12 protein-coding genes are annotated in these 12,821 nt (G+C 36.2%); 5 read left to right on the top strand and 7 right to left on the bottom strand.

Annotated elements, in window-relative coordinates; translation table 11 throughout:
* Positions 1–198: 198 nt before the first annotated feature.
* Positions 199–1,086, bottom strand: a complete 888-nt coding sequence (locus MKY13_RS07030) for a LysR family transcriptional regulator (RefSeq protein ID WP_191703055.1) — start codon at positions 1,084–1,086, stop codon at positions 199–201.
* A gap of 112 nt (positions 1,087–1,198) precedes the next feature.
* Here MKY13_RS07030 and MKY13_RS07025 point away from each other — a divergent pair, with 112 nt between their 5' ends.
* Together MKY13_RS07025 and MKY13_RS07020 are read left to right on the top strand one after the other, a co-directional pair.
* Positions 1,199–2,212: a DUF2332 domain-containing protein gene (locus MKY13_RS07025; RefSeq protein WP_339216016.1), complete on the top strand. Its 1,014-nt coding sequence runs from the start codon at positions 1,199–1,201 to the stop codon at positions 2,210–2,212.
* Between the two features lie 141 nt (positions 2,213–2,353).
* The gene (locus MKY13_RS07020) at positions 2,354–2,899 is read left to right on the top strand and encodes a TetR/AcrR family transcriptional regulator (RefSeq protein WP_191703053.1); all 546 of its coding nucleotides are present in this window, start codon (positions 2,354–2,356) and stop codon (positions 2,897–2,899) included.
* Between the two features lie 45 nt (positions 2,900–2,944).
* Here the strand turns inward: MKY13_RS07020 and MKY13_RS07015 are convergent, their stop codons facing one another.
* Both MKY13_RS07015 and MKY13_RS07010 read right to left on the bottom strand, forming a co-directional pair.
* Complete coding sequence (locus tag MKY13_RS07015) at positions 2,945–4,414, bottom strand: AMP-binding protein (protein WP_339216013.1); 1,470 nt, start codon at positions 4,412–4,414, stop codon at positions 2,945–2,947.
* Positions 4,415–4,431: 17 nt separating this feature from the next.
* Positions 4,432–5,997 carry an acyl-CoA dehydrogenase family protein gene (locus MKY13_RS07010; RefSeq protein ID WP_339216011.1) on the bottom strand — a complete coding sequence of 522 codons (1,566 nt, stop codon included), beginning with the start codon at positions 5,995–5,997 and terminating at the stop codon, positions 4,432–4,434.
* A gap of 210 nt (positions 5,998–6,207) precedes the next feature.
* Between MKY13_RS07010 and MKY13_RS07005 the strand changes: the two genes are divergently transcribed.
* A complete protein-coding gene (locus MKY13_RS07005; RefSeq protein WP_339216009.1) occupies positions 6,208–7,086 on the top strand; it encodes an AraC family transcriptional regulator in 879 nt (292 codons plus the stop codon).
* Between the two features lie 168 nt (positions 7,087–7,254).
* Here MKY13_RS07005 and MKY13_RS07000 read toward each other — a convergent pair whose 3' ends face one another.
* Entirely contained in the window at positions 7,255–7,887 is a 633-nt protein-coding gene (locus MKY13_RS07000) for a hypothetical protein (protein WP_339216007.1), read from the bottom strand.
* A gap of 337 nt (positions 7,888–8,224) precedes the next feature.
* Here MKY13_RS07000 and MKY13_RS06995 point away from each other — a divergent pair, with 337 nt between their 5' ends.
* A complete protein-coding gene (locus tag MKY13_RS06995) occupies positions 8,225–8,665 on the top strand; it encodes a DUF4275 family protein (protein ID WP_339216005.1) in 441 nt (146 codons plus the stop codon).
* Positions 8,666–8,732: 67 nt separating this feature from the next.
* On the top strand, positions 8,733–9,194 hold the full coding sequence (locus MKY13_RS06990) for a DUF2691 family protein (RefSeq protein WP_191703047.1): 462 nt from the start codon (positions 8,733–8,735) through the stop codon (positions 9,192–9,194).
* 85 nt (positions 9,195–9,279) lie between these two features.
* On the opposite strand, the gene MKY13_RS06985 is transcribed toward MKY13_RS06990, so the two are convergent.
* Genes MKY13_RS06985 through MKY13_RS06975 form a run of 3 tightly spaced genes read right to left on the bottom strand, consistent with a single transcriptional unit; the run spans position 9,280 to position 12,750 of the window.
* Positions 9,280–11,301 (bottom strand): TRAP transporter permease, encoded by a 2,022-nt coding sequence (locus tag MKY13_RS06985; protein ID WP_339216002.1) that lies wholly within the window; start codon positions 11,299–11,301, stop codon positions 9,280–9,282.
* Positions 11,298–11,789 (bottom strand): DUF1850 domain-containing protein, encoded by a 492-nt coding sequence (locus tag MKY13_RS06980; protein WP_339216000.1) that lies wholly within the window; start codon positions 11,787–11,789, stop codon positions 11,298–11,300. The genes MKY13_RS06985 and MKY13_RS06980 overlap by 4 nt, the downstream gene beginning before the upstream one ends.
* Complete coding sequence (locus MKY13_RS06975; RefSeq protein WP_339215998.1) at positions 11,770–12,750, bottom strand: TAXI family TRAP transporter solute-binding subunit; 981 nt, start codon at positions 12,748–12,750, stop codon at positions 11,770–11,772. Before MKY13_RS06975 ends, MKY13_RS06980 begins: the two co-directional genes overlap by 20 nt.
* Between the last annotated feature and the right edge of the window lie 71 nt (positions 12,751–12,821).

Raw genomic sequence — 12,821 nt, 5'->3', positions numbered from 1 at the left:
ATTATTTATAAGTATAGCATTATTAGGGGGGCACATGATCTAAGCGAGCGCTGCTGCCCTAAAATTTAAATGCTTTAATAAACTAAACAAATCAAGATAAATGTATTCAATCCGATATTGGCGCATGCCTGTCCAGTGACCTAACATTTATCCACTAAATACTGAAAACAAACTTTAAAGGCTTTTTAATTGGTGCTGTTAAAAATTCGAATTATATTTTTTTCTAATAAAGTTTAATAAAGGCAATAATTGCTCGCTCTCTCGAACGTGCTTCATATAAATTTCTACAGGAAACAAATGCATATGCGGTTTTAATTCTAAAATTTTTAATCTCCCCTCTGCCAGTTCTTCTTCTATGAGAAACTTAGGTAAAAACCCAATTCCTAAACCGCCTAATACTAGTTGTTTCACGATATTGCTTTCTTTTATTGTATTTTTCCGGGCAATTTTGTGCTCTTGTTCAATTAGTGTTAATAGCGGCTCTATTCCCTCCAAATAGCCTACAAACATTGGATAACCCTTTAATAGTTCTGACAAGATAATAGATATTTTTTTATCTTCATCTTTGAATGAAGGTGAGTAAGCTAAAACAAGTGGACTTGTTTGTAATTTTTCTGCATGAATATCTTTAAACTTACTGTTGCTTGTACCTATCGCAAGGTGAACCGTTTGTAAGCGAATTAAAACATCTATATCATGTGATTCTTCTATTACGATATCAAGCTCGTAGTTTGTAAAATGGGACATAAATTCATACAAAATTTCTGGTAGTTTTGTTGTTACCAATATTGGAGACAGCGCAATGGATAATTGGATCTTTTCAGAATTTGAATACGTTAATAATAACTTTTTATTTTCATTAACCTTCTCTAAAATCTCTTTCGCTAAAGGATAAAAATAATCTCCTTCTCTTGTAAGTTGAATTTGTGTATGATTTCTCACAAAGAGAGGTACCTTTAAATCTTCTTCCAATAATTTTATATGTACGGAAATGCTTGGTTGCGAAATAAATAACTTTTCAGCAGCTACCCTAAAATTGCCGCACTCATAAACTGTCACGAAAGTTTTCAACCATTTTAACTCCATGATTCACCTTCTTCTAATTAATAATATTAATCAATTTTATTAATTTTTATTAATTCAGTTAATTTAACTTTTATTATACGATAAAGTCACTTAAAAGAAAGAAGGTATGAACATGGGAAAAAATCAAAATATCTCAACTTTTAAACGCTTTGCAGAAATGGAAGCAAAAGATAACAGCCCTCTATATGAATTTTGGTGCCATCGCATCGTTCAGGATGATTTTCTGCTGGATTTAATCGAGCATATTCCCAAGACACAACCGAAACCAAATCTCTTTTTTGCTTCGGTGCAATATTTAGCATTAAGATCAAGACGACCATTAGCTCACTGTTTTCTTCACCTGGAAGAAACCGAATTCGAAACGAACTTTCATTTATTAAAGGATTTCTGTAAGGAAAATAAACACGAGTTAATTCAATTATTCCAAACGAAAAAAGTGCAAACAAATGAGGTTCAACGAGCAGCCTACCTGTACCCCATTTTCCATGAAGTTTTTAAACGAAGTAACAAACCATTAACACTTATTGAGATTGGAACAAGTGCAGGATTATTATTAAACCTTGATTATTATCAATATGAAATTCATCAATCTGATCCTATTCATTATGGAGCTAAAGGAAGTTCCCTTCAGATACACGCGAAGAATTTAGGAGATACTTTAATCGGGATAGATACGTTTGAAATTAAAAACCGCTTAGGAATTGACTTAAACATTATCGACTTAAAAGAGGAAGACGACTATTATTGGCTCCAATGCTTAATTTGGCCAGAGCAACAGCAACGAAAAGAAAATTTAAAAAAGGCGCGCGAAATCCATTTAAACTGTGAGAAAACTTTATTAGAAGGTGATTTCAGAAAGTTGATTCCACAGTATATTGGCGAACTAAATGAAGAAACACAAATTGTCATTTTTCATACGCATGTTGCTAATCAGTTCCCTTTAGAATTAAAGGAAGACTTATTATCAATGATCAATAATTTAAGCAGCAAAACACCGATTTACCATGTTTATAATAATATGTACGATCAACATTTACATGTGGATTATATCAATTCGAATGAGACAACTAACTTAAAAGTATTGAAAAATACGGATGGGCATGGGCTTTATTTTTATTGGAATTAAAAAATCGTTCTAATTACTGATGCGATTGACCCTTTTGGCTATTTCGAATGAAAAGGACTCCAAGATCTTCTCACCCCCTTTAGATATTCGATATTAATCGATATAATGAATTTATTAACTATTATTCCTAAAGGAGAAAATATGAAGACAAAAGGTGAACTTACAAAACAAAATATATTAAAAGAGTCCATAAAATTATTTAGTAAGCAATCCTTCAAAAATGTAACAATCCGTCAAATTGCAAAAGCTGCCGGCATTTCACCAGCATCTATTTATAAATATTACGATACCCAGGAAGATTTATATTATGCTGCAATGCAGTCTGCAAGTCAGGAGCTAATAAATGTATTACAAACTGCCGAAACATTGGAAGCATTGGTCAAAACATATTTACATCACATGTTAATTTCTGAAGTATTATTTGAAATTATGACCTATTTTTCATTAGATAAAGAGAACGAAAAAAATATATTGCCGATTTCAAATGAAATTAATTATTTCCTGGATTTACTCGAAAATATGATAGCAGGGGAAAACGCAAAAATCGAAGCACAATTATTATTTTCTACATTAAACGGTTTAATTATTTCATATAAGAAAATACCAGATCGAAATGATGAAACTAATTTTGATGCTATCCAAAGGCTCGCTGACTATTATATTATGCAATTAAAAAAAAGATTATAAAACAAGGTGATAGTGGCTTAATACCCTATCACCCTATAAAAAAAATTAAACTGGATTTGCTACTTTTAAATGGTTTTTAAGAATTTTCCCAACTGCATTCCGAGGTAATTGCTCTATAAAACTTACTTCTTTTACACATTTATAAGAGGCAAGCCTTTCTTTACAGAATTCAATGATTTCATCTTCTGTTACAGAATGATTTTCTTTTAAGACAACGTATGCACGAGGAACTTCACCCCAACGCTCATTAGGAACACCTACTACAGCTACTTCAAGTACTGCCTCATGCTGTGCTAATGTCAATTCGAGCTCTGCAGAATAAATGTTTTCACCACCGCTGATAATCATATCTTTTAAGCGATCCACTACATATAAGAAACCGTCCTCATCAAAATAACCTACATCCCCTGTGAACAGTTCGCCATTCCGAACGGTTTGATTGTAACTCTCAATGTTTTTGTAATAACCAACAAACACTTGTGGACCACTCAGAACTATTTCCCCGATTGTTCCAGTAGACACTGGTTCCTTTGTTTCAATATCAACAATGCGAATACCACATTGCATCACTGGTTTTCCCATTGACGTAAATTTCTCTTTATTCTGTGTCTCCTTCCAGAACGACACACCACCTGTAAACTCTGTTACACCGTACACTTGCTGAATCGGTACACCTAGCTGCCTAAAACCTAGAATAAGCGATGTCGGAACAACTGATGCCCCACAAGAAATATTACGTAATGAAGATACATCCGGCTTTACCATCGGATAGGTTTGTAGCATGAATGACAACATCGCGGGAACAGTCATCATTGTTGTAATTCGATGTTTTTGAATTGCATTCCATGCGTCAACTGGATGGAAATCTTCCATTAAAATCATAGTGGCCCCTACATGAATATTAGTTACCAAAGGCGCAAAGCCTCCTATATGGAAGAAAGGCGCTACCATTAAGAAACGGTCTTGCTCCCACCAATCAATTGTATGGCTAAGACCAATTGAAGCAGCCTGTAAATTAATATGAGAAAGTAAAGCACCTTTTGGTTTTCCTGTAGTACCTGACGTATACATTATTAAAATCGGTTCATGATCAGCTGTTACATATAAAGGCTCTTGTGCTGTTATCTTATAAAGCTTCTGAAGCTCATCTGTACCAATTGCCGTCACCTCTAATTGAGAAGTAACTTCTTTAAACACTTCATCATGAATGAGTAATTTTGTATCGCTATGCTCTACAATATACTGAAGTTCTGCTGCTTGTAATCGATAATTTAAAATTACTGTTACAATGCCTAATTTTGCAGCTCCAAAAAATGCTGTAATAACATGCTCATTATTTTTACAAAGTAACGCAATCTTATCCCCTGCTTTAAAACCTTCTTGTTGTAAAAATTGTGAAAAACTATTTGCTCGCATATTCATTTCTGCAAAAGTAATCTGCTTCTCATTATGAATAAATCCTACTTTTTCTCCTAATAATGCTGCACGACTTGCTAAAACTTGTCCAATATTCATAATCCCATCCCCTTAAATTATAAGATTGGTAAATCCTCAAATGGCTTTGTAACATATTCTTGATATGAAACAAATAATTCTTCCCACAATGCTTCCCATCTACGAGCAGCTTTCATATTTTCTGAATTCGGAAAATCCACTAAATTAATCGAAGCTATCTCCTTTATTTCATCTGAACATTCAGTTATTTCACCCTTTGAAAGTTGCGGAAACATCTGCTTTAACACATCTTCTATCGACCACTGCGACTTTAGTAAATCTCGGTACATTTGAGCTAATAACACATTACGAGGTCCTTCCCATAATTCATTTACTAAGCTATCTCGAAATAATCTGGCGATATCATTGAAATCCTCAATAGCCCCATTACCACCAAATATAGAAATTGCCAATCGTAATTTATCAACTGTTTCTTTGGAGGTATAGATTTTTTGTAGTAATATAAGCTCGCGCATTGCGAAAGCTTCTAATTCTGTAGCATTCTGTAATTGTTCAAATCTCTTATAAACCTCGAAAGCTGTTGCAACGGTCCTTTTTGCTGCATATTCTAAATCGGCTAACTGTGCAGCTGCCATTGGAAACTGTTCAATTTTTCTACCAAACACATCTCTAAACGATGCATATAATTTCGCTTCCCGTGCAGCACGCATTAAGAACCCACCGCTTCCAAAGCCAATATCTAATCGCGATCTCGTTAATACTAAACTTACTGCGAGAGCAACACCTTTATTTTCTGGTCCTATTTTGTAAGCAAGTGCTCCGTCGTATTGTATTTCTCCTGATGGTAATTCACTTGTGCCAATTTTCCATTTCAAGCGATTAATTTCATAATGATTACGAGTTTCTTTTTCTTTATTACCTGGTAACCATGAAGGAACGATAAATGTCGCAACATGATCCGTAGATTCAATTCTTGCTGTGACCACCGCGTAATCCGAATGAACAGCAGAACAAAAGAATTTATGCCCGTATAATCTGTACATATCTCCTTCGGGGACCGCTTTTAAAACATTTGCCGGTATGTCAGAGCCCCCTTGCATTTCGGTCATATATTGAGCACCGATGCCAAAATCCCCATCAATACCTTCTTTCACATGTTGATGAATGTATTTCACCTCTTCTGGCACCTCATCATAAAAAGCCTCTATTAAAGCAATCAGTCCATCAGTACATACAAGAGGACATGAAATCGCCGCTTCTCCATTGCTATGCAATAAATAGCGCTTAATAATTCCTGCATATCCTACGTTTTGTTCAGAAAACATAGCCTCACTAAAAATTTCCTTTGTTACTTGCACGGCCTCTTGCGGTCGAATTATTCTATCAATTCGATTATTAAAAGCATCGAAATGGCGGATCTTCGGATGATTTTCAGGACGGGCATATTCAGAAATAGCTTTTCTCCAATCATTCGATACTTTTTCACTAAAAGGGGTTATCGTGTTAATTAGATCTTCAAATCCGGAGCCAGTGAAATTTTGTAACACCTTTTGGAGAAATGGATTGTCTAAATCATTCAATGCTGTTCGCTTATTCAAAAAATCTCCAAATGAATATTTCACGTTATTATCTATTTCAATCATTAAATATCCTCCTTTTAACTAAAATTCTATCTGATAAAAACCGAAAAGTAAACATCGTTTACTTTAATTACAATTAAATATTTTATAATTTTTTTATATGTACCACTACGTTACATACTGAATCCATTTTGAGCGAAAAAACCCGTACCGCAATAATTATCAAAAAAATCAATCATTTCTCCGTTATACTAATTCTAGAGGTGGACAGCAATGTATAGTTTAATCGTGCAGGATATCATTACTACACTAGAGGATCATCTTTTGGAACATTGGCAGCTAGAAGATTATGCAAAGAAAATCGGCTATTCTAAGTTTCATTTAACAAGAAGTTTTAAAAAGGAAACGGGCTTAACGATCGGAGAGTATATTCGGAAAAGGCGTCTTGCAATGGCTTCTCTATTCCTGCTTCATTCCGATTTAAGTATTATGGAAATTTCGCTTGAATGCCATTTCCAGTCTCAAGAAGCATTTACTAGAGCATTCAAAGAGCTATACAATATGCCCCCTGGAAAATACCGCAATCTAATGAAATCAATTATCCGAACGGAGGAACAGGAAATGACGACAACAAACGAAGTAAAGGGCTGGCTTTTAAGCGGGACTAATCCTGCAGCGTACACGATGAAAGCAGATACTGAAGTATTTCATACCGGAACAAAATCCGGTTATCTAGGTTGCACTGAAGCTATGGATGAGGGGCAATTTGGCACAATGATGCAATCTTTTTCGGCAAAAAATTGGGTCGGCAAACGCTTCAAAATGTCTTGCTTTATTAAAACAAAGGAAGCGATGAAATGTGGTGCGTGGTGCCGTATTGATTCTAAAAACGGTGATTTACTCCAATTTGATAATATGGACAACCGCGCTATCCATGGTACGACAGATTGGAATTACTACTCGATTGTACTGGATGTACCCGAAGATAGTGCTTCTATTCATTTTGGACTTTTACTCTCTGGAGCAGGAGAAGCATGGATTGATGGGATTAAATTTGAAGAAGTGGAGAAATCCGTACCCACTACAAATATGATTGGTTCTGATGGAGACCTGCCGTTAGAGCCGGTAAATTTAGGATTTGATGATTTCTAAATAGGCCATTTTTTGCTTGAAACTAAATTCCAGATTAAAGGCTTACTCCTTGTATCTGGAATTTAGTTTAATATTATCTCGCTCTAGAAATACGATTTTGCCATCATTTGGAGCTCGCACCAAATGCATGCCAACGAATTTCCCTAAAGCAACATTACATTCAATTTGTCATAAAGTAGCTACATCACGAGCTATTCCTATAAGATACCAGTCTCCATCTCTTTCTTGGTAAATGAACCGCAGCGATTGGAACAAATGCTCAGTTTCTCCAGGCGAATAGTATTCTACGTATTTAGCATCCGGATAATAATCATGGATGGTATTAAAAACACCTGCAAAATTCTCTGCTGGTTCATTGAATGTAATAATACTATAATCTACTTCTCTTCTTCCCCAGCTTCGTAAGAGGAACTGTTGAACATATTCATCTAAGGACATTTCAAATTCTTTATCTGATTCATCTGCTCCCCATAAATACTTTGTATCATTACTTTTACTTATCTCCTGCTTTGTTAAGTTTACATATTCTCCTCCATAGCCTTCGGGATTCCCAAAATCCGCATAGAATGCAAAAGTAACTCCATGTTCTGAATCAACCTTTTCAGCTACTTTTTCGTAGTTAGACTCCTTCAACAGCGAAAATATCTCTTCAGTCAATGCTAATAATTCTTTTTCAGTTTCTTTGTCTAGACTAATTTCTTCAGTGTTGGTAGTAGAAACCGGTTGCTTTTCATCCTCATTACATCCAGAAAGCATAAGCAAACTTATGACTAAAATTAAAAGCCCTCTAATATTTTTCATTTTTCCTCCTGTTACCATTTTCTTGTTATTTGAAATTACCCTAATTAGTATAAATTGATTCCAGTAGATAATTCCCACTCTTCTCTTTCCAAACAAATGTAAACTCGTAAAATCGTATTATGCTCTTTATTAAGTTTTACTGTAGGGGCAAGAATTCCTTCTAAATATTCATAATCCTTGTTTATCATTGCACTTATTGCCCGTAATCATGCTGTGCTTCACTCAAATCACGGTTTTCTCCATATCCTATTCTGGAGTAACCAAATTTCCGCCCTGGCTAGCCAGTTGATTTTCAGGTTTAATGGTAGTAACATATATCAAATCATTGGAGGTATATATGGATCAATTAATCAAGCAGCTTGAAAAAAATAATATCAAATTTAAAGAATATCTCTACTTTGCCCCCTATTTCCGTAAATGCTGGGAAGATGCTTTCGTTCACCATTTAAATGAAAGTGAAAAAGAAAAATTATATCTTTACGGAGATCGTTATTACTGTGGCTATTTATGGCATGTTTTTAGCAATGAACGAAAATCCCATTTTGTAAAAACAGCCGCTAACAAAGCCTTTGATATGAAAACGAAACCAAAGTGCTACGTGTTTCATCAACGATTACCAGAAGTTTTGTTAATTGAACGAGCAAACACACTAAAAGCGACTTATTTTGAACAGGAAGAAGATGTCTATATTGTAGACGAGCATTTTACTTGGACATACGTAGTAACACATGAAAGTGACTTTGGCCCTTACTATAGTGAGGCAGACTACTTGAACTGAGGAGATAAAATTATGCATCATACCATTGCCGTGATGTTAGAAGATTGGGAAGGAGGAAGAATTTCAGATGAGAGGACTATCTTTTGAGATTCCAAACAGATACGGACAATACTTGCTAGACATATTAAATGCTTTCGATTTCAAAAATTATTTTTGGAAGACTGGTGGTGAGGAGGCTTATTATATTGAAAATGATCAATTAGGTAGCCCCCTATTCCCGAAACCACATGTATATACAGGAGACGCTTTTTATAAAAGAATTTCTGAAAGCGATTATTATGTACTATTTGCGGACTTAAAAGCTTTTCCTGATCCTCTTCATGTGAGAGATTTTACTACTTATGAAGATTTTTTGAACAGCCAATGTGAATTTGTACTTTTACTTGTCGATTGTTCCTATGTAACCATTTATGCAAAAGATCCGCAAGTCCTTACACTATTGTACGAACAGGCGATAGCTTCGAAATATGAAAATGTAGCCTATATTACAGATGATAATGACAGCCGAACTACTTTTGAAATCTTTTAAATTTGAAATAAAAAAGGAAAATGCTAGAGTTTCGCATTTTCCTTTTATTATTTTGAAAATTGGAGAATCTTACGTTTTCTTTATATTATTCAACGACTTCTTTTGCTAGGTTTTCTTCTCTAGTGTTTTGTAACGTATTAAATACAAAAATGCCCACTACAATTAAACCACCAACTACATCCGTATAGAACTCAGGGACTATGAGTAATAATGCACCTGCTGCTAAAATGATACGGGTGATTACGTTCATATAGGTTTTGAAATACCCCTCGAGTGCCGCACCAATCCCCACTACACCCAAAATTGATGAAACGGTTACTGATAAAATGTCGGGTATCGATGCCCACGGAAATTCAGTTGCGTTCATTGGTAGTCCTGTCGGATCAATTAAGAGCATCGCAGGAGCGTATACGAATAAATACGGGACAATAAATCCTGCGAGTGCTAAGCGAACGGACACGGCGCCAGTTTTCATAGGACTTCCTCCCGAAAGCCCTGCTGCAGCAAATGAAGCAAGTGCGACAGGTGGTGTGATATTGGCAAAAATACCGAAATAGAACACAAACATATGCGCCACTAAAAGCGGAACTCCAAAATCCGCAAGTGCAGGTGCGACCATCGTTGCTGTAATAATATATGCTGGAATACTTGGAAGCCCCATTCCGAGAATAATTGAAGCAATCATCGTAAGGAATAATGTCAAAAATAAGCTACCTGAACCAAGTGTAGTAATGGCAGACGTTAAAGTTGAGCCAAAGCTTGTCAAATTCACTACACCGATAATAATACCAACGACACCACAGGCAATAACGGTTGAAAGGGATTGACGTGCTCCGTCTTCTAACGCGAACAAAATATCTTTAAACGACATACGTGTATGCTTCCGCACAGCTGCCACAACAACCGTTAAAACAATCGTCCAAAAGGCAGCATGTGCAACTGGCATTCCTGAACCGAGTAGTGCCACAAGCGCCACAAGCGGAATGATTAAATGACCTTTGTCTAGTAATACTTCCTTTACACGCGGGAGGTCTGGCTTTGGAATCCCTTTTAATCCATCACGACCTGCTCGAAAGTGTACTTGCATGATTACACCTAAAAAGTATAAAAGTGCTGGGATGATGGCAGCAAGTGCAATCGTACCGTAACTGATACCTGTAGTTTCCGCCATAATGAAGGCACTCGCTCCCATAACAGGCGGCAGGATTTGTCCACCAATGGAGGCACTTGCCTCAACGGCTCCAGCGAAATCTTTTTTATAGCCAATTTTTTTCATTAAAGGAATAGTAAATGCTCCTGTTCCGACAACATTCGCAACGGCGGATCCATTAATACTCCCCATAAATGCACTAGAGATAACCGATACTTTGGCAGGTCCTCCTTGTTTATGTCCTGCTAAAGCAAGTGCTAAATCGTTAAAGAATTGACCCATTCCGGATTTAGATAAAAAAGCACCAAACAAAATAAATAGGAAGATGAATTGCACGGAAGCTCCAATGGCTGTTGAAAATAATCCTTCCGTTTTTAAGAACAATTGACCGAAAATATCACCTAAGTCAAACTCTCGTGTCATCATCATTCGTGGCAACCATCCTTGGTGACTAAAGAATGGATAACTTAGGAATACCAAGGCCAAGATCGGTAAAATCCATCCTGTTACACGCCTTGCCGTTTCCAGTACCAATAGTACAGCCATAATGGCAACGATAATATCTACCGTGTTCGGAATACCGCCTCGTGTTGAAACAATATCCTGATATTCTACAAATAAGTAGCCACAAGCTCCAATACTTAAAGCAAATAATATCCAGTCATAAAAAGGAATTTTGTCTCTTCGTTGTTTGTTGAAGGTTGGATAGATTAAAAACACAAGACCCATAGCAAAAAGCAAATGAACTGAACGCAATAACAGGGTCGGAATCGGATTAAACGTAATATACAAATGGAATAGTGAATACAGAATGCCTAAAACACTCAGCAGGATGACTAAATTTTTGTTACTGTATTTCCGTACTTTGGAATCAGTATCGTATTTTTCGAGTACTTCTTGCACTTTTTCACTCGAAATTTCTTCAGCTAACACCTTTTCTTTTTTTTCTTCTGTCATAACTTTACCCCCTTAAATACCATATCCCATAAAGAGAGTTTCGTTACGGAAATGGTAACGACTTCATAATTTTTTGTCAGCTTATATAATGGAATTTCCTTTTCTTCTAACACAAGAGTGCTTTGTACGTTTTCAGATACAACTAATTGCAGAGATTGGAACATTCTGTTGATGTCCATCGTCACATAGCCGTTTTCAAGCACCGTATTTTTCCCGTCATTCGGTGTGCTGGGGACCCCCGCTCCGAACGTTTTAAATGACGTGTGGGTTAAAAGAAGTTGATCATTTTTTAATTCATAAAACTCCACCCATTCCTCTTTTTCTACCGAATGGATCCATGCCAGTCCAAAAGTATCTTGCCAAGTCCAGTACATCTGATTATCCGCTTCAACAGTTACTGCTGAAAATTTAAAGAAAAAAGAAGCGAAAAGGAGGGCGATTACTACCGCTCCTCCGATTGTAAAGCTCTTACTTCTTTTGCTCATCATAATAACGTTGTGCACCTGGGTGAATTGGTGCCACAACGCTTTCTTGTGCAGCATCTAATGTAATATCATTTGCAGCTTGATGTGAATTTTGAAGAGTAGGAATACTTTCAAAGAATTTCTTCGTTAAATCATACACATCATCTTCACTCATATCCGTACGAACAACCAATGCGTTTGGTACAGCCGCTGTAGTAATCGCTTCTTCATTTTTGTACGTATCTACTGCGATATCATACGAAATAAAGTACGGATGTTCTTTTGCAATTTCTGCTACTTTTTCAGCGTTTACGGATACTAATTGGATTCCTGTTGTTTCAGCTAACTCCATGACAGAAGCATTTGGTAAGCCACTCGTTAAAAAGGCTGCATCAATTGTTCCAGCTTTTAAGCCATCCGCTGCTTCCGCATACCCTAAGTAATCCACTTTCACATCCTCATATGTAATCCCGTGCCCATTCAGTAATACCCGGGCATTAATTTCTACACCTGAGTTTTGATCTCCAACAGCTATGCGTTTTCCTTTTAAATCTTCAATTGTTTTAATTCCCGATCCTTCTTTCGTAATAATCTGTACGACGTTTGGATACAATGTTGCGATTTGAGATACATTTTTAATAGGTTCTTTAAAACTCACTTCTCCATTAATTGCTTGCGACAAAGCGTCACTCATGACAAATGCCATTTCAGCTTTCCCTTGCTCCAATAAATTAATATTTTCCACAGAAGCGCCCGTTGTTTGCGTACGAGAGTTTACATCAAACTCTTTCACGTATTGATCAGCAAGCGTTGTACCAATGATATTATAAGGACCACTCGCGCCCCCTGTGGCAATTGTTACGATGTTTGTTTCCAAACCTTCAGTTGCGTCAGTTCCCCCATTTTCTTTGTCATCACTCCCATTACAAGCAGCAAGTGCCAATGATAATGATAAAGCAGAAACTAAAAATAATTTTTTCTTCATGAAATTCCTCCTTGTTTTTTTATACTATATTGCTAGTTTAGCTATTCAGAACAAAAAAGGAAACCCTTACA

Origin of the sequence: Solibacillus sp. FSL W8-0372, assembly GCF_037969735.1 — a bacterium.
In the GTDB taxonomy this organism is placed as follows: domain Bacteria; phylum Bacillota; class Bacilli; order Bacillales_A; family Planococcaceae; genus Solibacillus; species Solibacillus faecavium.
This window is presented reverse-complemented; position numbering and strand designations above follow the sequence as displayed.

Coding starts and splice junctions, on each gene's coding strand:
- MKY13_RS07030 (WP_191703055.1), bottom strand. CDS start 1,086: ATGGAGTTAAAATGGTTGAAAACTTTCGTGACAGTTTATGAGTGCGGC.
- MKY13_RS07025 (WP_339216016.1), top strand. CDS start 1,199: ATGGGAAAAAATCAAAATATCTCAACTTTTAAACGCTTTGCAGAAATG.
- MKY13_RS07020 (WP_191703053.1), top strand. CDS start 2,354: ATGAAGACAAAAGGTGAACTTACAAAACAAAATATATTAAAAGAGTCC.
- MKY13_RS07015 (WP_339216013.1), bottom strand. CDS start 4,414: ATGAATATTGGACAAGTTTTAGCAAGTCGTGCAGCATTATTAGGAGAA.
- MKY13_RS07010 (WP_339216011.1), bottom strand. CDS start 5,997: ATGATTGAAATAGATAATAACGTGAAATATTCATTTGGAGATTTTTTG.
- MKY13_RS07005 (WP_339216009.1), top strand. CDS start 6,208: ATGTATAGTTTAATCGTGCAGGATATCATTACTACACTAGAGGATCAT.
- MKY13_RS07000 (WP_339216007.1), bottom strand. CDS start 7,887: ATGAAAAATATTAGAGGGCTTTTAATTTTAGTCATAAGTTTGCTTATG.
- MKY13_RS06995 (WP_339216005.1), top strand. CDS start 8,225: ATGGATCAATTAATCAAGCAGCTTGAAAAAAATAATATCAAATTTAAA.
- MKY13_RS06990 (WP_191703047.1), top strand. CDS start 8,733: ATGAGAGGACTATCTTTTGAGATTCCAAACAGATACGGACAATACTTG.
- MKY13_RS06985 (WP_339216002.1), bottom strand. CDS start 11,301: ATGACAGAAGAAAAAAAAGAAAAGGTGTTAGCTGAAGAAATTTCGAGT.
- MKY13_RS06980 (WP_339216000.1), bottom strand. CDS start 11,789: ATGATGAGCAAAAGAAGTAAGAGCTTTACAATCGGAGGAGCGGTAGTA.
- MKY13_RS06975 (WP_339215998.1), bottom strand. CDS start 12,750: ATGAAGAAAAAATTATTTTTAGTTTCTGCTTTATCATTATCATTGGCA.